The organism is Janthinobacterium sp. PSPC1-1, assembly GCF_049897625.1.
GTDB classification, from domain to species: Bacteria; Pseudomonadota; Gammaproteobacteria; order Burkholderiales; family Burkholderiaceae_D; genus Janthinobacterium; species Janthinobacterium tructae.
On record NZ_JAFCWP010000003.1, the window covers coordinates 434,145 to 459,352 of the forward strand.

The following is a 25,208-nucleotide window of genomic DNA, read 5'->3' on the forward strand; positions in this document are numbered from 1 at the left end:
GCACTATGAATCAAGATCTTAACCAGCGCGCGCTGCACCTGCTGCAGACCGTTTTCGGCTATCCGGCCTTCCGCGGCCAGCAAGCCGATATCGTCGACCACGTCAGCCATGGCGGCGATGCGCTGGTGCTGATGCCCACGGGCGGCGGCAAATCTCTGTGTTATCAAATTCCCGCGCTGCTGCGCGATGGCGTGGGCGTCGTCGTTTCGCCGCTGATCGCGCTGATGCAGGACCAGGTGGACGCGCTGGAGGAAGTCGGCGTGCGCGCCGCCTTCCTCAATTCCACGCAAACCTACGAAGAGGCGAGCCGCATCGAGCGCCTGGTGCGCACGGGCGGCATCGACGTCGTCTACGTGGCGCCCGAGCGCCTGATGACGCAGCGTTGCCTGGACCTGTTCCAGGCCTCGAAGATCTCCCTGTTCGCCATCGACGAGGCGCATTGCGTGGCCCAGTGGGGCCACGACTTCCGTCCCGAATACATCAAGCTGTCGGTGCTGCACGAGCAGTTCCCGGACGTGCCGCGTATCGCGCTCACCGCCACGGCCGACCCGCAGACGCGCGCCGAAATCGCCATGCGTTTGCAGCTCGATGACGCGCGCCAGTTCGTCTCGTCCTTCGACCGCCCCAACATCCGCTACCAGATCGTGGAAAAGGCGAATGGCCGCAAGCAGCTGCTCGACTTCATCAACACGGAACACACGGGCGACTGCGGCATCGTTTACTGCCTGTCGCGCAAGAAGGTAGAAGAGACGGCGGAATTTTTGAACCAGAGCGGCATCCGCGCCCTGCCGTATCACGCCGGCATGGAATACGCCAAGCGCAGCGCCAACCAGGCCCGTTTTCTGCGCGAGGAAAACATCGTCATGGTCGCCACCATCGCCTTCGGCATGGGCATCGACAAGCCCGACGTGCGCTTCGTGGCGCATCTGGATCTGCCAAAAAGCATCGAGGGCTATTACCAGGAAACGGGGCGCGCGGGCCGCGACGGCATGGCCGCCAATGCCTGGATGGCGTACGGCTTGCAGGACGTGGTGCTGCAGCGGCGCATGATCGACGAATCGGAAGCGGACGACACCTTCAAGCGCGTGCTGGGCGTGAAACTCGACGCCATGCTGGGCCTGTGCGAAACGCTCAGCTGCCGCCGCATGCGCTTGCTCGAATACTTCGGCGAACCGGCTTCGCCGTGCGGCAATTGCGACACTTGCCTGGTGCCGCCCGTGTCGTTCGATGGCACCGTGCCCGTGCAAAAACTGCTGTCGGCCATCTACCGCGTCGACCAGCGCTTCGCCGGCGGCCACGTGATCGACGTGCTGCGCGGCGTGGAGTCCGAACGCATCAAGACCTGGCACCACGACTCGCTATCCGTCTTCGGCATCGGCTCGGACCTGGGCGAGGCGGAATGGAAGTCGATCCTGCGCCAGGCCATCGCACTGGGCCTCGTCTCGGTCGACCATGAACAATACAGCTCGCTGAAACTGACGGACGCCTCGCGTCCCGTGCTCAAGGGCGGCCAGAAGGTGCAGCTGCGCCAGTACCAGAAACCGGTGAAAACCAGCAAGCGCGGCACCAGCGTGGCGAAAGGCTATGTCGAAACGGATCTGTCCACCAGCGAGCAGGCGATCTTCGACAAGCTGCGCTGGTGGCGCGTGGAGACGGCGCGCACGCACAATGTGCCGGCCTACGTCATCTTCGTCGACGCCACCCTGCGCGAAATCGCCAAGGCCAAGCCTACCTCGCTGGAACAGATGCGCGGCGTGAGCGGCGTGGGCGAGAAAAAACTGGCCTCGTACGGCGACGAAATCGTCGCCATGATCCTGGAGATGATTTGATGGAAGCACTCCCGTCCGACCTGATCTATCAGGCCGTGAAAATCCTTGGCGCCCAGCCCGATGCCGACGACGCGGTGGAGGCGCAAGTACGTGCCCTGGTGCAGGATGACCTCACCGTGCGCCGCCTGGCCGACGTGGTGCCGGAAGCCTTCGGCCTGGTGCTGGCGTCGCACCTTCCCGGCGCCGAAAACATGACCTTGCCCGACACCTTCTGCGCCCAGGACGAGGATGGCGAGTGGGTGGAGTTCCCCTTGCGCCGCGAACCGATCTTTGTCGTCGCCCTGGACATTGCCCAGCACACCTTCCACAACGGCCCGCGCGCGCTGATGCAAAACCTGGCCGACCGCAGCTCCCTGCTGTCGGCCATCAACAAGGGCCTGAACGCGGGCGGCTCGCTCGATGGCACGACGCTTGGCCCGCCGTCCTTCTTCGGCCTGCCGGCTGCGCTGTACCAGCCGGCGGCATCGCCCGATACGCCCTGACCACTTTACTTTGCCCCTGCCCTTGATAACGGAATGCTGCCGCGATGGAAACCAAATGGCTGGAAGACTTCATCTCGCTCGCTGAAACGCATAATTTCAGCCGTTCCGCGGCCCTGCGCCACGTCACCCAGCCGGCCTTCTCGCGGCGCATCCAGTCGCTGGAAAACTGGCTCGGCATCGACCTCGTCGACCGCACCTCCTACCCTACGCGCCTGACGCCGGCCGGCGCCGTGTTTTACGAGCAGGCGCTGGAAATGCTGGGGCAGATCAACGGCGTGCGCGCCCTGTTGCGCGGCAAGCGGGCGGCCACGCAAACGAGCGTCGACTTCGCCGTGCCGCATACCCTGTCGCTGACCTTCATGCCGAAGTGGCTGACGGCGCTGGAAGAGGGTTTTGCACCGATCAACAGCCGTTTGATGGCCCTGAACGTGCACGACGCCGTGCTGCAGCTGGTCGATGGCGGCTGCGACCTGCTGCTGTGCTATCACCATCCGCGCCAGCCGGTGCAGCTGGACCCGGGCCGCTACGACATGCTGGTGATGGGCCGCGAAACCGTGCGCGCGTATGCGCGCTGCGGCCAGGACAAGGTACCGGACTTCGTCCTGCCCGGCAGCGCCAAAGAGCCGCTGCCCTTCCTCTCCTACACCAGCAATGCCTACCTGGGACGCATGGTGGAACTGCTGGTGGCCGACGCCAAGGCGCCCCTGTTCCTGGAAACCTGCTACGAAACGGACATGGCAGAAGGCCTCAAAATGATGGCGCTGGAAGGGCGCGGCATCGCCTTCCTGCCCGAATCGGCCGTCATGCGCGACGTCAAATACAAGCACCTGGCGCGCGCCGACGGCGGTGCGCCAGGCTGGGAAATCGAGCTGGAAATCCGTTTGTACCGCGAACGCCCGTCAAGCCTGCGTCCCGGCAAGCAGATCGTCGAAAGCCTGTGGCAGTACCTGGTGCAGGCGCAGGAAAACGCCGCGCGCGGCGGAAAAAAACGCCGGCGCGCAGCTGTCACCGCAATTCCATCCTGACCTCCTAACTATGCAATAAATGCATAACCGGATGCGCACAAAGCATTGGCCGGGGCATGAGGCTATCGCCTACGATGCGGTTCCGCTGCGCGCAGCTGCATCTCGGCTGTGCCTCTAACGTATTCGTATTGTCCAGGAGCTTATCAAGCATGACCAGCAAGCACGCACTTCCTTCCTACCTCAATCCTGAAGACTTGGGCCCATGGGGCGTCTACCTCGAGCAGATCGACCGCGTTACGCCGTACCTGGGCAACCTGTCGCGCTGGGTGGAAACGCTGAAGCGTCCTAAGCGCATCCTGACGGTCGACGTGCCTATCGAGCGCGATGACGGCAGCATTGCCCACTACGAAGGCTACCGCGTGCAGCACAATCTGTCGCGCGGCCCAGGCAAGGGCGGCGTGCGCTTCCACCAGGACGTGACCCTGTCGGAAGTGATGGCGCTGTCGGCCTGGATGACGGTCAAGAATGCAGCCGTCAACGTGCCATACGGCGGCGCCAAAGGCGGTATCCGTGTCGATCCGAAGACCCTGTCGCGCAATGAACTGCAACGCCTGACGCGCCGCTACACGAGCGAGATCAGCATGATCATCGGACCGAACAAGGATATCCCGGCGCCGGACGTCAACACGAATGAACAAGTCATGGCTTGGATGATGGACAGCTATGCCATGATCGGCGGCAATATGTCGACCGGCGTGGTGACGGGCAAACCAATCTCGCTGGGTGGCAGCCTGGGTCGCCGCGATGCGACGGGCCGCGGCGTGTTCGTCGTCGGTTGCGATGCGGCCGCCAAGGTCGGCATGTCGCTCGAAGGCGCGAAAGTCATCGTGCAAGGTTTCGGCAACGTGGGCGGCGTCGCCGCACGCATGTTCGCGGAAGCCGGTTCGAAAATCGTCGCGGTACAAGACCACAAGACCACCGTGGTGCATGCCGGCGGCTTGAACATCCCGCAATTGCTGGCACACGTGGCCGAAGTGGGCAGCGTCGAAGGCTTCCCGGGCGCCGAGGCATTCGTGCCACGCGAAGATTTCTGGGGCATCGATTGCGACATCCTGATCCCGGCCGCGCTGGAACAGCAGATCACGGCTGAGCGCGCACAAGTCATCCGCGCCAAGATCATCCTGGAAGGCGCCAATGGCCCGACCCTGCCGGCAGCGGACGACATCCTGACCGACCGCGGCGTATTGATCGTGCCGGACGTGCTGGCCAACGCCGGCGGCGTGACCGTCAGCTACTTCGAGTGGGCACAGAACTTCTCGAGCTTCTTCTGGACCGAAGAAGAAATCAACAGCCGCCTGACCCGCATCATGCGCGAAGCGTTCGACGCGGTATGGCAAGTGTCGCAAGAGAAGAAAGTGTCGATGCGTACCGCCACCTTCATCCTGGCATGCACGCGCGTCCTACAAGCGCGTGAAGTGCGCGGCTTGTATCCTTAATAGCTGCTTTTGACGCCATTGGGTTGATGGCGCTCTAAAAAAAATCCCGCCACACTTGCGTGTGAGCGGGATTTTTTATGCGCGCCGGCCTTGCGTCAGGCTGAATAACCTTGCGGATTCTGGTGCTGCCAGCGCCAGTGGTCGGTGCACATGTCGTCGATGTTTTTCTGCGCCTGCCAGCCCAGCAATTGCTTCGCCTTGTCGGCCGAGGCGTAGCAGCTGGCGATGTCGCCGGGGCGGCGCGGCACGATGTCGTACGGCACAGAGCGGCCGCTGGCCGCTTCGAAGGCACGTACGGTATCGAGCACGCTGTAGCCGTGGCCCGTGCCCAGGTTGACGGTAAAGCCGCCCTCGCTGGAAAACAGGCGGTGCAACGCCGCCACATGGCCCAGCGCCAGGTCGACCACGTGGATGTAGTCGCGCACGCCCGTGCCATCGGGCGTAGCGTAGTCGTTGCCGAAGACGGCCAGGCGCTCGCGGCGACCCACTGCCACCTGGGCGATGAAGGGCATCAGATTGTTCGGAATGCCGGCCGGATCTTCACCGATCAAGCCGCTGGCATGCGCGCCCACAGGGTTGAAATAGCGCAGCACACCGACTTGCCATTCAGCGTCGGCATGCACGACATCGGCCAGGATCTGCTCGACCATCAGCTTGGAGCGGCCGTAGGGATTGGTCACGGACAGGCGCGACGATTCCAGGATCGGCAAGGCTTCCGGGTCGCCGTACACGGTGGCCGACGAGCTGAACACAAAACGCTTCACGTTCGCCGCCGCCAACACTTCCAGCAGCGCCACGGTGCCCGTCACATTGTTATCCATATACATCAGCGGCTGCGCCACGGATTCGCCCACCGCCTTCAAGCCCGCGAAATGGATCACCGCATCGATGGCATGCTCGCGCAAGACGGCGCTCATGGCCACGCGGTCGCGCACGTCCGCTACATAGAAGGGCACGCTTTTGCCAGAGATGCGCTCCACGCGCGCCATGGCTTCACGCGCGCTATTGCACAGATTATCCACCGCGACCACATCAAAGCCGGCAGCGAGCAATTCGACGCACGTATGCGAGCCGATGAAACCGGATGCGCCGGTGACGAGTATTTTCTTGGACATAATATCAATCAATACAAAAAAGATAAGGCTAACGTAATTCCCCCACCGTGCCTAGAGCGCACGCTGGCGCGCATGAAAAAAGCCTGCGGCGTCGCCGCAGCAGGCTTGTTCTCGTGCAAACGGTACCGGTGGGCAAACCGCCAGGTTTAGTTCTTGATGAAGACCAGATCCCACACGCCATGGCCCAGCTTCAAGCCACGGTTTTCAAACTTGGTCAGAGGACGATACGCCGGCTGCGGCGCATAGCCATCGGCACTATTGTGCAACTGCGGCTCGGCGCCCAGCACTTCCAGCATTTGCACCGCGTAATCTTCCCAATCGGTGGCGCAATGCAGATAGCCGCCCGGTGCCAGGCGATCGGTCAGCTGCTTGACGAACGGCGACTGGATCAGGCGGCGCTTGTTGTGGCGCGCCTTGTGCCATGGATCGGGGAAGAAAACGTGGATGCCGGCCAGCGAATTGGCAGGAATCATGTGCGTCAGCACTTCCACGGCATCGTGCTGCAACAGGCGCAGATTCGTCAGCGACTCTTCGCCGATCAGTTTCAACAGACTGCCGACACCAGGCGTATGCACTTCGACGCCGATAAAATCCTTCTCCGGCATGGCCTTGGCAATATGCGCGGTCGTCGCCCCCATGCCAAAACCGATTTCCAGGATGAGCGGCGCCTTGCGACCGAACACCTGTTCGAAGTCCAGCGGTTCCTTGGCGAAAGGCAACAAGAACTGCGGCCCCAAGGTCTCAAGCGCGCGCGCCTGCGCGACAGACAGCCGTCCCGCGCGGGTCACGAAGCTGCGGATGCGGTGTTCGGTCGGATCGTACATCATCGGCCGCGCCGGGCCGTTTGCTGGGGTATCAGAAGACATGGGAATGAAGAAATAAGTGGCCGCGCCGCATAAAACCAGGCGCCAGCGAAAAATGGAGCGGGTGAAGGGAATCGAACCCTCGTCGTAAGCTTGGGAAGCTTCTGCTCTACCATTGAGCTACACCCGCGAAGCCTGCATTTTACGCGGGATGGCAAGGACTTGGCAAACTTGTGGATCGCTTTCGAACTCATCAGGAATTCTTGCCGCAACTAATAAAAAATAATTCATCCGCATCGGCATGTCAGTATTTTTGTTGATATAGAACAACATCAAGGCTAGCCTTGCACGGTAAATGGCGTGGTATACGGCTAAAATAAAATAAAATATTGTCGCCGTGAGCGGTGCGACACAGACTCGCAAGAGAAATGTTGCTACAATCGCGTGACAGTTTAGCATTCCCGCTGTTCAACCTAAAAGGATATCCCATGAAGAAAATTCTGATCGCTTCGGCAATCCTGTGCTTCGCTTCCGCACAAGCCATGGCTCAAACGACGGCACCAGTTGGTGGCGCACCTGTTCCAGCAGCAGCGGCACCAGCTGCTGGTGCTACCGGCGCTGCTGTTGGCGGCACCGTTGCCGGCCTGAGCACGAGCGCCCTGATCGCCATCGGCGCAGCAGTTGCCGTTGTGGCCGGTGCAGCAAGCTCGGATTCGACCACCGCGCACACCCCATCAAGCCACGCCAAGTAATCTGTTGATGCCTTTGGCTGAGACAGACAAGGCCAAGCCAGCGGGCTGACGTCAAGCCGAACAACGCTGGCTTGGTCTCACGAGAAGCTGGCCTTGCCATACGAAGCGCCACTTCCTCGATAAAAGCCCTTTTTCATTTTCTTGAAAACGGGCTTTTTATTTTTCTGCAATGACGCGCACGCTGTTTACGCCAGCTTTTCCTATACCTGATGCCTAGTTCTCTCCATGTGCGAGCGATACGCATCTGTTTTCAGAAAAAGCACCTGGCCGTCAGGAACATGAGATTCCCCGGTTATCCTATAAAGTTAATGAAAAACCAGCCTTTCCATAAACGCATGGGATTTGCCCTGCAAGGCTTGAGCGCCGCCTTCCGCATGGAATCGAGCTTCCGGCTGCAATGCCTTGCCGCCCTCATGGTCGTGATCGTGCTCGCCTGGAGCAAGCCCGCAATGATCTGGTGGGCGCTGCTGCTACTCAACTGTGGCTTGGTGCTGGCAGCTGAACTGTTCAATACGGCGCTTGAACACTTGATTGACCACCTGCATCCTGGCCTGCACCCCAGCATCAAGATCGCCAAGGACTGTGCCGCAGGGGCTGTGTTCATTCTCAGTATCAGTGCCGCCTGCATTTTTGTTGCTTTTTTGCTGGAAACGCTTTCCAGTTGAGTAGCTATAGCTGCCAAGCAAATTACAATGCATGGGTCGCCAAGGCACCTCCCTGTTCACGTCAACATTCGAGGCGGCGAGAATAAATACATAGATTCCTATAATTCATTAAAATAATGCCTTTTTGAAATATTTAATCTTTACCAATACTGATTTTCAGCACGCCTTGTGGCTTGCATGACAGTGCGTAAAACAATAATCGCTTATTTTCGAGCGGCTAACGACTCAGCTCCCCTTTAGCGAAGCTGTTTTAATTTTGAATTGATGCGTAGATGAACATTCCCCTTGTACCAGTGATTCTTTGCGGTGGTTCCGGCACACGCTTGTGGCCCCTGTCGCGCGAAGGCTATCCTAAACAGTTCTTGCGTTTGTCCGGCGAGACCAGCATGTTGCAGCAGACGCTGCAACGGCTGACTGGTATTGAGGCCTTGGCGCCGGCTTTGCTTGTATGCAATGAATCATCGCGTTTCATTGTCGCGGAACAGTTGCGTGAGATAGGCCTGAACAATGCCCGCATGGTGCTCGAACCGATGCGCCGCAATACGGCGCCGGCCATTGCCACAGCAGCGCTGCAAGCCATGCAAAACGGCGACGACCCCATCCTGCTCGTATTGCCTTCCGACCATGTCATCCTGGATACCCCTGCGTTCCACCGCGCCATCAACCTGGCGCGCGATGCTGCAGAACAAGGCAACTTGCTCACCTTCGGCATTACCCCGACAGGACCGGAGACAGGTTACGGCTATATCCGCGCCGAGGGTGGCGCAGCTGGCCAGGTCCAGCGTATTGTCGAATTCGTCGAGAAGCCTGCCCTGGCGCTGGCTGAACAATATATTGCCAGCGGCGACTATTTCTGGAACAGTGGAATGTTTGTATTCCGCGCCAGCCGTTACCTGGAAGAACTTGAACGCTTTCAGCCTGCCGTCGTCGCGGCGTGCCGGGAAGCGCTGGCCAAGGCGAAAAGCGACCTCGATTTCGTCCGCCTGGACCACGATGCCTACGCCGCCAGTCCCGATATCGCCGTCGATTACGCGGTCATGGAGCGCACCAGCCATGCGGCCACCATCGCGCTCGATGCCGGCTGGAACGATATCGGCTCATGGGCCGCCGTCTTCGACGTGGCAAAAAAAGACGCCAACAACAATAGCGCCCAAGGCGATGTGTTGATGCAAGATTGCAATGATTGCCTGGTGCATGGGAATAGCCGCCTGGTGACCGCCATCGGCATGCGCAATACCGTCATCGTGGAAACGGCGGATGCCGTGCTGGTCATGGATGCGGATCAGGCGCAACATACCAAGACCCTGGTGGCGCAGTTGATTGCCAAGGACCGCGCTGAAGCCACCATGCACCGCGAAGTATTCCGGCCATGGGGATCGTACGATTCCATCGGCAACGGCGAGCGCTTCCAGGTCAAGCGGATCACAGTCAAGCCTGGCGCCAAACTATCGTTGCAAATGCATCACCACCGCGCCGAACACTGGATTGTGGTATCCGGTACCGCCCAGATCACCAATGGCGACAAGGAATATCTGCTGACGGAGAATCAATCCACCTATATTCCCCTGGGCGTGGTGCATTCGCTGGCCAACCCAGGCAAGCTACCGCTGGAATTGATTGAAATTCAATCTGGTAGCTACCTTGGGGAAGACGATATCGTCCGCTTTGAGGACCGCTACGGCCGCGCCTGATCGAACACATACACAATCTCCGTACATGCGGCGTCGCAAAAATTCACACTGAAGTTTATAAGGTTTAGCCAGTCATCATGAAACCAATCGAAGGCATCTTTGTACAAGAAGTGAAATGGTATTGCGGCAGCAGGGCAGAAAAATACTTTCTCACCTTTGCCGATACACTTGCCCTGCTCATGGCATTCTGGCTCGCTGGCAAATGGACCCTCAATACCAGCGACTTGAACAGCTTCGGGCTGGATAATTCGCGCCTACTCAGCTACAGCCTGCTATGCCTGGTCACTCTGGCGATCTTCAAGCTGAAGGGCCACCATGCCAAACGTCGTCCATACTCGAATGAAATCAAGGAACTGCTGAAGGTCGCCATGGTCATGGGTCTGATCGACGCAGCCCTGGTCTTCCTCGACAAGCGTGACTCCTCGCGCGAGGCACTATTGGCCACCTGGCTGCTGGTGCCATGCTTTGTCTTGCTGCTGCGCGGCATCGTCAAGTACCTGCTGATGAAAGCGGGCGGCTGGATACGCCCCATGGTCATCATCGGATGGGGCGACAATGCCTTGCAAACAGCGCGTGCCTTCGATGAGGAAGCGTTGATGGGCTATCGCCTGATTGCCTTCCTGATACCGGAAGGCCAGGGCCGCCTGGAACAGCATTATGTGAACCGCAGCAAGCAAGCGGTACCCTGCATCCCGCTGGGCGAGCACCCGGAGCAAACGCTCAAGCTGCTGGGCAATCCGCATACGGTTGTCGCCCTGGAGCAAGGTGGCATTGACGCCTATCAGGGCATGATCCAGCAAGTCAGCCGTTGCGTTGCCAATATGCAAGTGGTACCTGCCGTACGCGGCCTGCCCCTGTATGGCATGGAGGTCAACCATTTCTTTACACATGAGGTGTTGCTGCTGACCATGCGCAACAACCTGGCACGGCCAGGTTTACAACTGATCAAGCGCTGCTTTGACCTGACGATGTCGATCGCCGTGATGATCGTCGGCGCTCCCATCCTGCTGTGGATCGTCGCCAAGGTCATGGCCTCTGGCCGCCCCATCTTCTATGGCCACAAACGCGTCGGCCAGAATGGCAAGCATTTCCTCTGCTATAAATTTCGCACCATGGCCGTGAATGCCGATGTGTTGTTGAAAGAGTTACTGGAACGCGACCCGGTCGCCCGTGCCGAATGGGACCGGGATTTCAAACTGAAAAACGACCCGCGCATTACCTCGATCGGCCACTTCTTGCGCAAGACCAGCCTGGATGAACTGCCACAGCTATGGAACGTGCTGAAAGGCGAAATGAGCCTGGTAGGCCCACGCCCGGTGGTCGATGCCGAACTGGAACGCTATGGCACACAGCTAGACTACTATCTGGAAGCGAAACCGGGGGTGACGGGACTCTGGCAAGTGAGCGGCAGGAACGATGTCAGCTACGATACGCGCGTCTATCTCGACGCCTGGTATGTCAAGAACTGGTCGCTGTTCAATGACATCGTCATTTTGCTGAAAACGGTCAAAGTCATCTTCAAAAAAGATGGCGCGTATTAACAAAAATGCAGTCTAAAAGTTAAATAATTTCCCAGGCAAGAAAAGGATAAGTGCATGATTTTAGTGACCGGCGGCGCCGGCTTCATCGGTTCAAATTTTGTACGCGATTGGCTAGCGCTCAATGATGAGCCCGTCATCAACCTCGATAAACTGACTTACGCAGGCAATCTCAGTAATCTGGCCAGTCTGGAACAAGATCCACGGCATATCTTTGTACGCGGCGATATTTGCGATACCGCTCACGTCTCCCGCCTGTTGGCAGAACACCAGCCGCGCGCCATCGTGCATTTTGCGGCGGAAAGCCATGTCGACCGCTCGATTCATAGCCCAGGTGAATTCATTTCGACCAACGTCAATGGCACTTTCAGCTTGCTCGAAGCCGCGCGTGCCTATTGGTCCGGCCTGACGGGCGAGGCCAAGGATGGTTTCCGTTTCCTGCACGTCTCGACCGATGAAGTCTATGGCACCCTGGGTCCGCAAGATCCGCCATTCACGGAAACGACGCCGTATGCGCCGAACAGCCCCTATTCGGCATCGAAAGCAGCCTCCGACCATCTGGTACGCGCCTATTTCCATACGTATGGCATGCCGGTGCTGACGACAAACTGCTCAAACAACTATGGCTCTTTCCATTTCCCGGAAAAACTGATTCCCCTCATCATCAGCAACGCCCGTGCCGGCAAGCCATTGCCTATCTATGGCGACGGCATGCAAGTGCGCGACTGGCTGTATGTGGGCGACCATTGCTCGGCGATTCGTCGCGTGCTGGAAGCGGGACGTCTGGGCGAGGTCTACAACGTAGGCGGCTGGAATGAAATGGCCAATCTGGAAGTTGTGCATACCCTGTGCGACATCCTCGATACGCTCGATCCGAAGGCTTCTGGCAGCTATCGCGAACAAATCACGTATGTGCAGGATCGCCCCGGCCATGACCGCCGCTATGCCATCGACGCGCGCAAGATCGAGCGCGAACTGGGCTGGAAGCCGGCAGAAACCTTCGCCACGGGCATACGCAAGACCGTCCAGTGGTACCTGGACAACCAGGCCTGGGTACGCGACGTGCAGTCGGGTGACTACTTGAAGTGGGTAGAACAAAACTATGCGGCACGCGATACGGCAAAGGAAGCAATCTGATGAGCGCAGTGATCGAACGCAAAGGCATCATCCTGGCCGGTGGTTCAGGCACGCGCCTGTATCCTGTCACCATGGCCGTATCGAAGCAGCTGCTGCCGGTGTATGACAAGCCGATGATTTACTATCCGCTGACCACCCTGATGCTGGCCGGCATACGCGACATCCTGATCATCTCCACGCCACAAGACACGCCGCGTTTCCAGGAGTTGCTCGGTGATGGCAGCCAATGGGGCATCAAGCTCAGCTACGCCGTGCAGCCCACGCCCGACGGCCTGGCGCAAGCCTTCATCATTGGCCGCGAATTCGTCGGCGACGCGCCATCGGCGCTGATCCTGGGTGACAACATCTATTACGGCAACGACTTCGAATCGCAACTGCGGGAAGCATCTGCACGCACTAGCGGCTCCACCGTCTTCGCCTACCATGTCACCGATCCGGAACGCTATGGCGTCGTCGATTTCGATGCGCAACGGCGCGCCGTCAGCATCGAAGAAAAACCGCTCAAGCCAAAATCGAACTACGCCGTCACCGGTCTGTATTTCTACGATAGCCAGGTATGCGACATCGCCACCGGCATCGCACCATCACCGCGCGGCGAACTGGAAATCACCGACGTCAACCGCATTTATCTGGAACGAGGCCAGCTGAACGTCGAACTGATGGGCCGCGGCATGGCCTGGCTCGATACCGGCACGCATGAGTCCTTGCTGGAAGCGGGCCAATTCATCGCCACCATCGAAAAACGCCAGGGTTTGAAAGTTGCCTGCCCGGAGGAAATCGCCTACCGTAAAGGGTATATCGATGCCGCCAAACTGGAACAACTAGCCCAGCCGTTGAAGAAAAACGCGTATGGCCAATACCTGCTGCGCCTGCTCGAAGAAAAAATATATTAAGGCCTGATCGGCTCATCCATACCATGCAAATTCAAACCACAGCAATTCCGGACGTCCTGATCATCGAGCCTACGGTCTTTGGCGATGATCGCGGTTTTTTCTATGAGAGTTTTAACCAGAAACGCTTTGCCGAACTGACTGGCGTCACGCGCGACTTCGTGCAGGACAACCACTCCAAGTCCGCCAAGGGCGTGTTGCGCGGCTTACATTATCAGATCCAGCAGCCACAAGGCAAGCTGGTGCGCGTCACCGCTGGGGAAGTATTCGACGTCGTCGTCGACCTGCGCAAAAGCGCGCCAACCTTCGGCCACTGGGTTGGCATAGTACTGTCGGCTGCCAACAAACGCCAGTTATGGATACCTGAAGGTTTCGCCCACGGCTTCGTGGTAACCAGCGACAGCGCAGAGTTCCTGTACAAGACCACCGACTACTGGGCGCCGGAATTCGAGCGCAGCATCCTGTGGAATGACCCGGCGATCGGCATCGACTGGCCGCTGGACGGCGAACCACTACTGTCGGGCAAGGACAAAGTCGGCACATTGCTGGCCAATGCCGACGTCTTCGCCTGAGCACTGCAACACCGCCGATCCACCCTTCATGGAAACAAATATGAGCCGTATCTTAATTACAGGAAAAAACGGCCAGGTCGGCTACGAACTGGAACGCAGCCTGCAAGGTCTGGGAGAGATCATCGCGCTAGACCGCAGCCAGATGGACCTGGCCGACCTGGACCAGGTACGCGATGTAATTCGCCGCATCAAGCCGACGCTGATCGTTAATCCGGCCGCCTACACCGCTGTTGACAAGGCAGAGAGCGAGCCTGAACTGGCACTGCGCATCAACGGCGAAGCACCGGGCGTGATGGCGGAAGAAGCCAAAAAACTGGGTGCAGCGATGATCCATTACAGCACCGACTACGTGTTTGATGGCTCGAAAGATGGTCCCTACGTCGAAACCGATCCAACCTGCCCGATCAATGTGTACGGTAGCAGCAAGCTGGCCGGCGAACAGGCGATCCAGGCCGCCGGCATTCCCCACCTGATCTTGCGCACCAGCTGGGTCTATAGCACGCATGGCAAGAACTTTCTGTTGACCATGCTGCGCCTGGCAAAGGAGCGCGAAGAACTAAGTATCGTATCCGATCAGTTCGGCGCACCGACGTGGAGCCGTACCATTGCCGATACCACAGCGCATATCGTGGCGCAAAGCCTGGTGGCGGCAGATCAGCAAGCATGGTGGGCCGAGCGGGCTGGCCTGTATCATTTGACGGCACAGAGCAACACCACCTGGCTTGGATTCACCGAGGCCATCATGGCTGATCCATCGGTCACGAAGAAGCCAAAGCTCAAACCGATATTGGCGCAGGATTACCCGGTGCCAGCCAAACGGCCGACTAATTCCGTGATGTCGTCACAACGCCTCATCAACACATTCTGCAGTTTACCGCAATGGCACGAAGCCTTAAAACTTTGTATGGGTTAAGCAACAACAATGGCTGTCACTCATGTGACGGCCATTTTTTCTATCAATAAATTAATAATTGTAACTGTTCAGCATGAGCGTTTTTCATAAAAACAGTTGTCAACTTTTTCAGGCTGGCTCATCATGCTGGCTATGGCAAAAAAAACGCCCCCTTCCCGAACTCTCCGCCCTCACGCGCGGCGAGCTTGAGGGCGTTGTGTTGATACTATTGCAACAGCTGGAAGCGCTGGAATCGAAGGTCACAAAGAGCAGCCGCAACTCTAGCCAGCCGCCGTCATCCGATGGCTTGCACAAGACCAATTCGCTGCGCGAGCCGTCCGGCAACAAGCCCGGTACCCAGTCTGGGCACAAGGGTAACACGCTCCAGCGGGCGGACGAATCGACCGAAACAATCGACCATCCGTTGCCGCACCAGTGCACGCTCTGCCACAGCATTCTGCAGCTGGCACAGGCCGAAGTAGCCGAGCGGCACCAAGTCATCGACGTGCCGGCGAACGCGTTCGATGTCGTCGAACACCGCACGCTGGCCGTGACCTGGGGCTGCGGCTGCGGCCAGATCCACGTGAGCAGCGTTCCCAGCGGCGTGACAGAACTGGTGCAATACGGCCGCAACGTGCGCGCGCTGGTGGTGCATTTGACCCAGGGTCAAATGCTGCCGCACACCCGCGCCGCCGAGCTGATCGTTGATGTGTACGGCCTCAAGGTTTCGCCTGCCACATTGCTGGTGTGGGTGACCGAGGCGAGCGAGGCCCTGCAAACGACGGCGGACCAGATCGCCAAGCAACTGTGCGCCGCGCCGGTGCTCAACGCCGACGAGTCGGGCCTGCGGGTGGTCGGCAAACTGCACTGGCTGCACATCACCGCCAGCGACACGCTCACATGGTACGGCGTGCACGATTGCTGGGCACCGTACTGGCGGCCCGGCGATTCCATCCACGTCTTGTGCAACGCCCACCGGTTGCGCGAACTGGGCTATGTGAAAGAACTTACCAGTCAGCAATGGCCCGCGTCGATGATGCAATTGCTGCTCGGCGCCAACAACGCACGCTCGATGCCGACGATCTGGCCGCCTTCCGCGCCGTGTACGACGCGTTGGTGCGGAAAGGCGAAGCGCTGCATCCTGAAACCACGCAATCGCCGGGCCAGCGCTTCATCAGCGCCCCGGCCGTGCCGTTCACCAACAACGTTGGCGAGCGCGCCGCACGCATACCCCAGGTCAAGCAAAAGATCTCGGGAGGTTTCCGCACCGTCGCCGGCGCCAAGCACTTCTGCGTCATCCGCTCCTGTCTCGACACGCTGCGCAAGCAAGGACACAGCATGCTCGCCGTCCTGCAACGCGCCTTTGCCGGCAATCCTATCCAGACCGCCACTTAGCCTCTGAACAGTCAAAAATAATCTTTAAAACAAAAGCGACAAATCGAGTGATCAATAAACTTCTTGCAAAAACCAAGCTGCTTAAATTAATACTGATGCGTATGGTGGCCACCGGTCTGGCTCTCACCATCAGCATTGTTGTGGTGCGTGAACTACCACTCGAGCAGGTTGGACTGTACTATCTTTACGTCACGTTATCTTATCTGGCCAATGCGCTGATTTTCGTCGGAGCGGATTACCATCTGCAAAGAGTATTGCATGATTTATCGGAAAAAAAATCAATCAATCTGCCGGAGCTTTTTAAATATTTCTCCTTGATACTGATACCGGGGTTTTTGCTGGTATTAGCATTTGGCACGGTGTATATGTATGCGACCAGCGGTACCGGCCTCATCGTCGGCATCGCTTGCGCATCGCTTGCCAGCATGACGTTCCTGTCCGCGCTGATGCGCAACCTGTTGCAACTCTCAGGCATGGCCACAAAATCGGCGCTGGTGAATTTATTTGAACAGCTAATGCGACTGTCGATAACAATCGCCGTGGTCAAAGCCGGCTTTCACAATGGCGAAAGCATCATTGCCGCCAATGCAATCGGTGCGCTGCTGGCCGCGACAATGGGCATCGGGCTGATTTATCGATACATGACACGCGATAACCGTATCTATTTCTTCGGCTATAAAAAGCTGATAAAGAACATCATTCCTATCGGTTCTTCCGGCCTGATGAACTGGATGCAGTTACAGGGATATCGTCCATATGTCAATTATGCCTTCCAGCGCCCCGACTTGATCGGCGCCGTTTCCTTCCTGAGTTCATTGGGCAGTACCGCCGCAAACGCATGCCTGGCGATTCTAGGCCAGATATGGATCCCAAAACAGTATGCAAGTCGTGGCGCTGCAACGTCGCGCTATTTCAAGATTGCGGTGGCCAGCATCATCGGTCTGGCGCTGGCATCGCTGCCTGCCGGTTGGGTCTTTCTTCATTTCACGAATCATCTCGATTTGATGCCCTACGTATTTTTGGTACCAGTCGGAGTATTGGTCGAAGGTGGTAATACTCTGATCGGGATTCATACCAATCATCGCAATGCCACCGGCCAGCCGCTCTGGATCATACCAATTGCCACCTTAGGCGGCATCATTATTACGGCGCTGATCCTGATCTGTCCCGTGCCAGCGGCATCGCTGCCAGTGCTCATTGCTGCGGCATTAATTTCCGGCCAGCTCACTATCCTGAGCATCATAGCCTCTCATAATATTTTCATCAAAAGGCGGCTTTGTGTTAAATAATAACATTACAGTATGTATTTTCGCGTTCAATGAATCGGCGCGTATTTTACGATGCATCGAAAATTTCAAAGATTTATTTCCGATCATAGTCATTGATAATTGCAGTACCGATGACATGCGCGAGCGTTTGACGACGGCTGGACATCGCTACAAAAGCATCAAGAATCCTGGGTTCATTGAAACTCCGGAGGTGATGGACAAGGTAGAGGCGGCCATTGACACCGATTACTTGTTGATCGCATCCGTCAGTGAATTCATCCCGTTGGCACTCCTACACCGGTATGCGGACGTCGCCAAAAGCAACACCCATGACGTGGTACGTGCGTTCCGAGTCAGCATTACCGCAGGAGAGCCGATTCCGATCAGCGGCCAACCGCGCAAAGGTTTTCCTGGAGAATTACGCTTCTATAAAAAAGGAGCGGTCGACTACAGTGGCAATCAAGTTCATGATCGCGGACGCATGGTCTGTGCTCCGGACAGAGTATTGAACTTGGTGACCGAAGAAACCTGCCATTTTTATCAGTTCAGGGACTACGATTGCGCCCGCACCGAGCGCACCCATGCCAACTACAATGACGTGCTGGCAAAGCAAAAATACGACGCCGGGACGCGCTTTTCGTGGCTGAAAATGATCATACATTCAAACAAGCAGTTCCTGAACAGCTACATACGGTTTGGAAGTTGGCGTTTTGGCATGCTTGGTTTCCTGCATTCATTTTATCGCTGGCATATGGAAATTGGCATCTGGTTGCGAATCTGGGAATGGGAAAACAACCTTTCCGGCGATGGCGTAAAAGAAGCCAATAATAAGATCCGTTCGGAGTTTGAGAAAAAGATCGCGGAAGAAAAAGAAGCAGTATTGAAATAAATCGGCCCACCTGCAGTATGATCGCCGCCAGATAACTGCGAGTCCTCACTGATCGAGAGATACTGGCAACACGAATCGTGCTGGCGGCATTGAGCACCGGAATCGGCCGCATGGATTTCAGGGCGTTGCTACATCAATGTCTTGCGACACTGCCAGTGGGCCATGCCGGCGCCTCTTGATCATCAGTCTGACGATCAAGAGGCGCCATTCATTTCCGAATCGGTCAGTTTGCCGAACTGCCGGTATCGTTGTTTAGTCATTCAAACTATATTGAACACCTGCCGGTAGCCGTTTCGCATGTGTAGAGCGCCCAAACTGGTCGTTGTCGCCTGCGCACACGTACGTGTTCCAAACGAAAGATCCTGGCGCTTTCTGACGTAAAAACAAACTCAGGTTCGCGCTTGTAAAATGTTAGCGACGTACCATTTGTACGTCTCGCGCAAACCCGCCTCCAGGCTGATCGATGCTTTCCAACCCAAGCTGCTCAAGCGGCTGACATCAAGCAGTTTGCGTGGCGTGCCATCTGGCTTGCTTGCGTCAAATACTACGCGGCCCTGATAACCGGTGACGCGCGCAATGGTTTCCGCCAGTTCGCGGATTGTGCAATCGATGCCGGTGCCGACATTGATATGACTTTGCATGGGCAGCGTCAGGGCTTTCAACGCGGCGCCGTCCAGATTCATGACATGAATACTGGCCGCAGCCATATCATCGACATGGAGGAATTCCCGCATCGGCGTACCACTTCCCCATACCACCACCTCCTCATCGGCAGCGACTGTCGCTTCGTGAAAACGACGCAACAGCGCTGGAATAACATGACTATTTTCCGAGTGGAAATTATCGTTTTGACCGTACAAATTGGTCGGCATGATCGAGCGGTAATCACGACCATACTGGCGGTTATAGCTTTCACACAATTTAATACCAGCAATTTTCGCGATCGCATACGGCTCATTCGTCGGCTCCAATTCGCCGGATAGCAAAGCGCTTTCCGGCATGGGCTGAATGGCATTTTTGGGATAGATGCAAGACGATCCTAAAAACAGTAACTGCTGTACGCCATTCACATGGGCAGCATTAATAACATTCGATTGAATGATCAAGTTTTCGTAGATGAAGTCGGCCGGATAGGTATTATTGGCATGAATGCCTCCAACCTTGGCGGCGGCCAGGTAAACCTGATCGAACTTGTTCTCCTCAAAGAATTTGGCTACAGCCGATTGATTGGTTAAATCAAGTTCGCTGCGCGTGGCTGTAAAAATTCGATTGCTCGCGTCCTTCTGCAAACCACGCACGATAGCATCGCCGACCATGCCGCGATGCCCGGCGACGAAAATGTTCTTGATCTGAATATCACTCATATTAACGCTCCACCGAGATCGACACGTCATGGCCGTGTGTCTTCAGCAATGCATGGCGCTTGGCCGCAATCAGATCGTGCTGGACCATTTCGGCACACATTTCTTGCGCGGTGATTTCCGGCACCCAACCCAGTGTCTCCTTGGCCTTGGTCGGATCGCCCAACAAGGTTTCGACTTCGGTAGGACGGAAATAACGCGGATCAATTTTGACGATCACATCGCCCACTTTGACAGCCGGGGCATTGTCTCCTTCAATTTTTGAGACGAACCCTATTTCGTCAACGCCCTGCCCCTTGAATTCAATGGTGATACCTAGTTCGGTGGCGGACCATTGAATAAATTCACGAACGCTGTACTGAACGCCGGTGGCAATAACGAAGTCTTCCGCTTTGTCTTGTTGCAACATCATCCATTGCATGCGTACATAATCCTTGGCATGACCCCAATCACGCAGCGCGTCCATATTGCCCATGAATAACACTTTTTCCAACCCTTGCGCGATATTGCTCATGCCGCGGGTGATCTTGCGCGTCACGAAGGTTTCGCCACGACGCGGCGACTCATGATTGAACAAGATGCCGTTGCAAGCATACATACCGTACGCTTCACGGTAGTTCACGGTGATCCAGTATGCATACATTTTTGCTACGGCATACGGACTGCGTGGATAAAAAGGCGTGGTTTCGCGTTGCGGTGTTTCCTGCACCAGACCATACAATTCCGACGTCGAAGCCTGATAGAAACGCGTTTTCTTTTCCAGGCCCAGCAAACGAATGGCTTCCAACAGACGCAGGGTGCCCATGCCGTCGACATCGGCCGTATATTCAGGCGACTCGAAGCTGACCGCCACATGGCTTTGTGCACCAAGGTTATAGACTTCATCGGGCTGAACTTCCTGCAGGATGCGCGTCAGGTTGGACGAATCCGACAGGTCGCCGTAGTGCAGCTTGAAGCGGGAATTTTCAACATGCGGATCCTGATAAATATGATCAATACGCTGCGTATTGAATTGCGATGCACGCCGCTTGATGCCATGTACTTCATAGCCTTTTTCAAGCAGGAACTCTGCCAAATACGATCCATCTTGGCCGGTGACACCGGTAATTAAGGCTTTTTTCATTTTATGCAGAATTCAATAAGGAAATTAAAAAATATTCAAAAATCGAAAAATATTCAATTCTTTTCGAGAAAAATAACTGGACGTCCAAAAGTTATTTTGGCATGTCAGGAGCGTGCAATACGGTACACATGTCAAAACCATGAAGGTGCCGATGGCACTTTCATGCTTTCTATTTTTTTTCAGTTTGTAATACTTCTTTCAATTGCGACAGTAAGGCCACATCGTCGAGCTGGTGTTCGCGTATCAGGTAGGGATAGCTGCCACATTTTTCCGAAAACCGATCTTGCATGCCGTGGCGGATGACCCTGGCCCTGACACCCGATTTGGAGGCAATCAGTTCGGAAACCAGGCCGCCAATCCCGCCGTAAATGCTGTGTTCTTCCAATACCACCAGATTATCCATTTCTGCAGCAAGCTCCAGCAATTGTGCGCCATTGAAAGGTTTGATAGTCGGCATGCTCCACACTGTACAATCACCAAGTTGCCGGGCCAGCTTCACGGCGGTATTGACCATCGAGCCGGTGGCAATGAAGGCCGTGGTTTTGTTGCTCCCGGCAACGACCGATAACAGATCGCCGATCGGCGCCGTCGGTACTACCTGATGCACGCCGCCTACATCCGACTTGCCAATGCGAACGTACACCGGCTCCTTGAACTGCAGCGCATGCTTGAGCGCATATTCCATTTCGTAGGCATCCGAAGGCGACAGAATGGTGATGTTGGGCAGCGGGCGCAGCATGGCGATGTCTTCGGTCGACTGGTGGCTACTCCCTAAGCTGCTGTAGACGACGCCGGCGCCGTCGCCGATGAAAACCACCGGCAGGTTTTCATAACAAACATCCATTTTGATCTGTTCCAGCACCCGCACTGGCACAAAGGCACTCAGGCCATAGACGATAGGCTTGAAGCCGGCCTTGGCCAGTCCTGCTGCCACGCCCACCATATTTTGCTCGGCGATGCCGGCATTGATGAACTGGGCGGGAAAATGCTTGCGAAACTCATCGAACAAGGCGTAGCCATGGTCGCCGGTCAATAACAACACTTTTGGGTCGGCCTTGGCGGCATCGACAATTGCTTTCGAAAATGCGGATCTCATTGTGCTTGCTCCAACTCGGCCATCGACGCGCCAAATGTGTCTTCGTTCAGACGCGTGTAATGCCAGATATTCTGATGCTCCATGAAAGAAACGCCCTTGCCTTTGACGGTCTTCGCCACGATGGCCTTCGGTGCGCCATTTTTATTGGCCTTCAACTGTATCAAGGCTTGATCCAGCGCCGCTTCGTCATGGCCATCCACCGTGACGGCGTCGAAGCCAAACGCTTCGAACTTGGTCTGCAGGTTACCTAGTTGCATAACATCGGCAGTAGTGCCCATTGCCTGGAAGCCATTTTCATCGACAATCACGATCAGGTTATCCAGCGCCCAGTGCTTAGCAAACAGCATCGATTCCCACATCGGGCCTTCATTCATTTCACCGTCGCCAACGACTGCGTAGCAATATTGATCACTCTTGTTCAGTTTCGCCGCCAGCGCCATTCCTGTACCGACCGACAAGCCGTGCCCCAGCGAACCCGAAGTGACTTCGCAGCCGGTGATGTGCGCATCAGACAAGCCCTTCAAGCGTGAACCGTCGCTGAAATAGTTCTCAAGATCACTTTTCGGCAACCAGCCTTTTTCATACAGGCACGCATATTGCGCCATCACGCCGTGCCCTTTGCTCAGCACCATATAGTCGCGTTGCGCTGACTCCGGATCGTTATCCGGATAGCGTAAATGATTACGATAAAGAACGGCCAAAATCTCGATGATCGAGAAAGCGCAGCCGATGTGCACAGTTGACCCCGCATATGCCATCTTGAGCACGGTTGCTCGGAGTGTAGAAGCGTTAAATTCAGACATCATGAATTTCCGGATTAAGTACGACTGGCGGTCGATTGCATGATCGTCCAGTCAACGGTTTTACGTATGGCCGACGGTAAATCGGTATGAACAAACAGGTTCAAGTCCTTGCAGGCCTTGTCGATATTCGGAATATAGCGCTGCGCCGGCGCGTTTTCAACGGACTCGGCGGCGACGCTGAAACGTTCTTCGCCAAGCACCACGCGTGAAACGGTGGCAGCAAGCTGGCGTATCGTCAACGCCTGGTCCGAACCCAGGTTGTATGCTTGGCCGGGCTCGCCCACGACGAGGATGGTCAGCAACCAGATCACCATATCGGCGGCATATAGATAAGAACGGAAAGCCGTTCCGTCGCCACTAACTTTGATCTCCTGGCCCGCCATGGCATCGCGGATAAAGTTCCCCGCGGCAAAGTGGGCGTCGAGTGGCAAATAAGGTCCAAGCAGCGCGAACACCCTGGCGATACGGCTATCGATCCCGTGCCGGGACGCGGCGCATTGCACCAGCCATTCGGAAACGCGCTTGGCTTGGCCATATGCCGTGTTTGGCTGCAGCGTGTCCGGCGCGCCAGCATAATCCTCGAGAATATGTGTCATTTTGCCCGGTTGGCGACCATACACGGCCCCCGAACTGGTCAGCAAGTAACGCTGTGCCTTGCACCTGATGGCCAGGGCCAGCGTTTCCTTGGTGCCATCGACGATATCGTCGAAGACCTGACACGGATCACTGCCGGCATTGGCGACATCGGTTGCAGCATGCAACACGATATCGACCGGCTCGTTGAAGCCGCCCAAGGCATTGACATTGCCCATGATCAGGCGCACCGCTGGATGTTGCGCCAGGTGCGGCGCCTTGGCAACGAACGCCGCAGGGCGGCGCGTCAGTACCATCAGCTGCAACTCCAGCTGAAAATGCTGGTCGGCCCAAAGCAGCGCCTCCAGCAACCAGCAACCAATAAAGCCGGTTCCACCGGTGATAAAGATACGCTTGCCACGCAAGGCTTGCCACACTACCGGTGCTGTTTTTTCAATGATCAGGCGCAAATCGTCTGGCGCGATGCCAGGCGAGTACGGACTCATTGACGTCGGTTCTTGAAACATGGACCGTTTTTTAGAAGTTGACGCCAAAGAACTCTTCGATCTTGCTGATCGAGAAGTCCATCATTTCCTTGGTCAAGCCAGGGAACACGCCGATCCACAGGGTATCGTGCATGATGCGATCGGTATTGGTCAGCTCGCCCGATACGCGATAGTTGCGACCGATCATGTACGGCTGGCGCGTCAAATTGCCGGCAAACAGCAAACGCGTACCGATCTTGTGTTGATCGAGGAAGGTCAACAGGTTGACCCGGTCCACATTGGCCTCTGGACGCAAGGTGATCGGGAAGCCGAACCAGGATGGATCCGAGTTTGGCGTCGCTTCCGGCAGGATCAGGAACTCCGCACAGCTTTGCAGGCCGTTTTTCATGTAGTTGAAATTGTCCTTGCGCGCCTGTACAAAACCGGCCGCGCGGTCCATCTGCGCCAAACCGCATGCCGCTTGCATGTCGGTGATCTTCAGGTTGTAGCCCAGGTGGCTGTACGTGTACTTGTGATCGTATCCTTCCGGCAGCGTGCCCAGCTTGCAGCAGAAACGCTGACCGCAGGTATTATCCTTGCCCGGTGCACAGTAGCAGTCGCGGCCCCAGTCGCGGAACGATTCGGCGATGGCCTTGAGCTCTGGATTGTTAGTGAATACGGCACCGCCTTCACCCATGGTGATGTGGTGCGCAGGATAGAAACTCATGGTGCCGATATCGCCGAAGGTACCGCACATCTGACCGTTATAGGTTGCACCCAGGGCATCGCAGCAATCTTCGATCAGCCACAGATTGTACTTTTTGCACAGTGCGACGATGACTTCCAGATTGAACGGGTTACCCAAGGTATGGGCCAGCATGATGGCCTTGGTCTTGTCGGTAATGGCCGCTTCGATTTTGCTGGCATCGATATTGTAGGTTCCCAGTTCGACGTCGACGAACACAGGCACCGCACCATATTGCAAAATCGGATTGACGGTGGTCGGGAAGCCAGCCGCCACACCGATGACTTCGTCGCCAGGCTGAATCGCGCGCGCACCCAGTTTGGGCGACGTCAGGGCCGAAAAGGCGACCAGGTTGGCCGACGAGCCGGAGTTGACCGTAATCAGGAATTCGACACCGATGAACTTGGCCAGGCGTTTTTCAAATTCGTCATTGAAACGACCAGTCGTCAGCCAGGCGTCCAGCGAGGCTTCGACCATCAGGCCCATCTCAGGGGCGCCAACGACTTTACCGGCCGGTGGAATCACCGTCACGCCCGGTTCGAATGGTTTCGGTACGCTGGCCAGTGCGCCATATTGCTCCACCAGGGCAGCGATCTGTTCGCGGATTTGTTGTTGAGTCAGTTGTTCGTTCATGGTACAGCCT

General features: G+C 56.7%; 24 protein-coding genes and 1 tRNA gene. 15 read left to right on the forward strand and 10 right to left on the reverse strand.

Annotation, left to right across the window (positions count from 1 at the left end; genetic code table 11):
- Positions 1 to 5: 5 nt before the first annotated feature.
- The 4 genes from recQ (at position 6) to ACP7EG_RS13070 (ending at position 4,772) form a co-directional block, all read left to right on the forward strand.
- Entirely contained in the window at positions 6 to 1,829 is a 1,824-nt protein-coding gene (recQ, locus tag ACP7EG_RS13055; RefSeq protein ID WP_426087925.1) for a DNA helicase RecQ, read from the forward strand.
- Complete coding sequence (locus ACP7EG_RS13060) at positions 1,829 to 2,311, forward strand: hypothetical protein (RefSeq protein ID WP_426087926.1); 483 nt, start codon at positions 1,829 to 1,831, stop codon at positions 2,309 to 2,311. The genes recQ and ACP7EG_RS13060 overlap by 1 nt, the downstream gene beginning before the upstream one ends.
- Positions 2,312 to 2,355: 44 nt before the next feature.
- Positions 2,356 to 3,336 carry a LysR family transcriptional regulator gene (locus tag ACP7EG_RS13065; protein WP_426087927.1) on the forward strand — a complete coding sequence of 327 codons (981 nt, stop codon included), beginning with the start codon at positions 2,356 to 2,358 and terminating at the stop codon, positions 3,334 to 3,336.
- 149 nt (positions 3,337 to 3,485) lie between these two features.
- Positions 3,486 to 4,772: a Glu/Leu/Phe/Val family dehydrogenase gene (locus ACP7EG_RS13070; protein ID WP_071075270.1), complete on the forward strand. Its 1,287-nt coding sequence runs from the start codon at positions 3,486 to 3,488 to the stop codon at positions 4,770 to 4,772.
- Positions 4,773 to 4,867: 95 nt separating this feature from the next.
- On the opposite strand, the gene galE is transcribed toward ACP7EG_RS13070, so the two are convergent.
- From galE to ACP7EG_RS13090, 4 genes are all read right to left on the reverse strand, one after another.
- Positions 4,868 to 5,887, reverse strand: a complete 1,020-nt coding sequence (gene galE, locus ACP7EG_RS13075; protein WP_426087928.1) for a UDP-glucose 4-epimerase GalE — start codon at positions 5,885 to 5,887, stop codon at positions 4,868 to 4,870.
- A 146-nt stretch (positions 5,888 to 6,033) separates the two neighbouring features.
- Positions 6,034 to 6,714, reverse strand: coding sequence for a tRNA (guanosine(46)-N7)-methyltransferase TrmB (trmB, locus tag ACP7EG_RS13080; RefSeq protein WP_426088061.1), 681 nt, complete (start codon positions 6,712 to 6,714; stop codon positions 6,034 to 6,036).
- Between the two features lie 92 nt (positions 6,715 to 6,806).
- Positions 6,807 to 6,880 (reverse strand) — tRNA-Gly (locus ACP7EG_RS13085).
- Positions 6,871 to 7,023, reverse strand: a complete 153-nt coding sequence (locus ACP7EG_RS13090) for a hypothetical protein (RefSeq protein WP_426087929.1) — start codon at positions 7,021 to 7,023, stop codon at positions 6,871 to 6,873. Before ACP7EG_RS13090 ends, ACP7EG_RS13085 begins: the two co-directional genes overlap by 10 nt.
- Before the next feature lie 155 nt (positions 7,024 to 7,178).
- On the opposite strand from ACP7EG_RS13090, the gene ACP7EG_RS13095 reads away from it, so the two are divergent.
- The 11 genes from ACP7EG_RS13095 (at position 7,179) to ACP7EG_RS13145 (ending at position 18,379) form a co-directional block, all read left to right on the forward strand.
- Entirely contained in the window at positions 7,179 to 7,442 is a 264-nt protein-coding gene (locus tag ACP7EG_RS13095; protein WP_282408321.1) for a hypothetical protein, read from the forward strand.
- Positions 7,443 to 7,750: 308 nt separating this feature from the next.
- A complete protein-coding gene (locus ACP7EG_RS13100; protein ID WP_426087930.1) occupies positions 7,751 to 8,107 on the forward strand; it encodes a diacylglycerol kinase in 357 nt (118 codons plus the stop codon).
- Between the two features lie 272 nt (positions 8,108 to 8,379).
- The gene (locus ACP7EG_RS13105) at positions 8,380 to 9,798 is read left to right on the forward strand and encodes a mannose-1-phosphate guanylyltransferase/mannose-6-phosphate isomerase (protein WP_426087931.1); all 1,419 of its coding nucleotides are present in this window, start codon (positions 8,380 to 8,382) and stop codon (positions 9,796 to 9,798) included.
- Positions 9,799 to 9,875: 77 nt separating this feature from the next.
- The gene (gene wbaP, locus ACP7EG_RS13110) at positions 9,876 to 11,339 is read left to right on the forward strand and encodes an undecaprenyl-phosphate galactose phosphotransferase WbaP (RefSeq protein ID WP_426087932.1); all 1,464 of its coding nucleotides are present in this window, start codon (positions 9,876 to 9,878) and stop codon (positions 11,337 to 11,339) included.
- Positions 11,340 to 11,393: 54 nt separating this feature from the next.
- Entirely contained in the window at positions 11,394 to 12,473 is a 1,080-nt protein-coding gene (gene rfbB, locus ACP7EG_RS13115) for a dTDP-glucose 4,6-dehydratase (protein ID WP_426087933.1), read from the forward strand.
- On the forward strand, positions 12,473 to 13,366 hold the full coding sequence (gene rfbA, locus ACP7EG_RS13120; RefSeq protein WP_426087934.1) for a glucose-1-phosphate thymidylyltransferase RfbA: 894 nt from the start codon (positions 12,473 to 12,475) through the stop codon (positions 13,364 to 13,366). The genes rfbB and rfbA overlap by 1 nt, the downstream gene beginning before the upstream one ends.
- 23 nt (positions 13,367 to 13,389) lie before the next feature.
- Entirely contained in the window at positions 13,390 to 13,935 is a 546-nt protein-coding gene (gene rfbC / locus ACP7EG_RS13125) for a dTDP-4-dehydrorhamnose 3,5-epimerase (protein WP_426087935.1), read from the forward strand.
- Between the two features lie 40 nt (positions 13,936 to 13,975).
- The gene (rfbD, locus tag ACP7EG_RS13130; RefSeq protein WP_426087936.1) at positions 13,976 to 14,848 is read left to right on the forward strand and encodes a dTDP-4-dehydrorhamnose reductase; all 873 of its coding nucleotides are present in this window, start codon (positions 13,976 to 13,978) and stop codon (positions 14,846 to 14,848) included.
- Between the two features lie 73 nt (positions 14,849 to 14,921).
- Positions 14,922 to 16,229, forward strand: a complete 1,308-nt coding sequence (locus tag ACP7EG_RS13135; protein WP_426087937.1) for an IS66 family transposase — start codon at positions 14,922 to 14,924, stop codon at positions 16,227 to 16,229.
- Positions 16,230 to 16,269: 40 nt separating this feature from the next.
- Positions 16,270 to 17,511 (forward strand): hypothetical protein, encoded by a 1,242-nt coding sequence (locus ACP7EG_RS13140; protein ID WP_426087938.1) that lies wholly within the window; start codon positions 16,270 to 16,272, stop codon positions 17,509 to 17,511.
- Positions 17,501 to 18,379, forward strand: a complete 879-nt coding sequence (locus ACP7EG_RS13145; RefSeq protein WP_426087939.1) for a glycosyltransferase — start codon at positions 17,501 to 17,503, stop codon at positions 18,377 to 18,379. The genes ACP7EG_RS13140 and ACP7EG_RS13145 overlap by 11 nt, the downstream gene beginning before the upstream one ends.
- Before the next feature lie 389 nt (positions 18,380 to 18,768).
- On the opposite strand, the gene fcl is transcribed toward ACP7EG_RS13145, so the two are convergent.
- The 6 genes from fcl to rfbH all read right to left on the reverse strand — a co-directional run bounded on the left by fcl (position 18,769) and on the right by rfbH (position 25,198).
- Positions 18,769 to 19,743, reverse strand: coding sequence for a GDP-L-fucose synthase (gene fcl, locus ACP7EG_RS13150; RefSeq protein WP_426087940.1), 975 nt, complete (start codon positions 19,741 to 19,743; stop codon positions 18,769 to 18,771).
- Position 19,744: 1 nt separating this feature from the next.
- Positions 19,745 to 20,863, reverse strand: coding sequence for a GDP-mannose 4,6-dehydratase (gmd, locus tag ACP7EG_RS13155; RefSeq protein ID WP_426087941.1), 1,119 nt, complete (start codon positions 20,861 to 20,863; stop codon positions 19,745 to 19,747).
- Positions 20,864 to 21,032: 169 nt separating this feature from the next.
- Positions 21,033 to 21,959 carry a transketolase family protein gene (locus ACP7EG_RS13160; RefSeq protein WP_426087942.1) on the reverse strand — a complete coding sequence of 309 codons (927 nt, stop codon included), beginning with the start codon at positions 21,957 to 21,959 and terminating at the stop codon, positions 21,033 to 21,035.
- Entirely contained in the window at positions 21,956 to 22,765 is an 810-nt protein-coding gene (locus ACP7EG_RS13165) for a transketolase (protein ID WP_426087943.1), read from the reverse strand. Before ACP7EG_RS13165 ends, ACP7EG_RS13160 begins: the two co-directional genes overlap by 4 nt.
- Positions 22,766 to 22,776: 11 nt before the next feature.
- Positions 22,777 to 23,862 carry an NAD-dependent epimerase/dehydratase family protein gene (locus ACP7EG_RS13170; protein WP_426087944.1) on the reverse strand — a complete coding sequence of 362 codons (1,086 nt, stop codon included), beginning with the start codon at positions 23,860 to 23,862 and terminating at the stop codon, positions 22,777 to 22,779.
- A 10-nt stretch (positions 23,863 to 23,872) separates the two neighbouring features.
- Positions 23,873 to 25,198 (reverse strand): lipopolysaccharide biosynthesis protein RfbH, encoded by a 1,326-nt coding sequence (gene rfbH / locus ACP7EG_RS13175; protein WP_426087945.1) that lies wholly within the window; start codon positions 25,196 to 25,198, stop codon positions 23,873 to 23,875.
- Between the last annotated feature and the right edge of the window lie 10 nt (positions 25,199 to 25,208).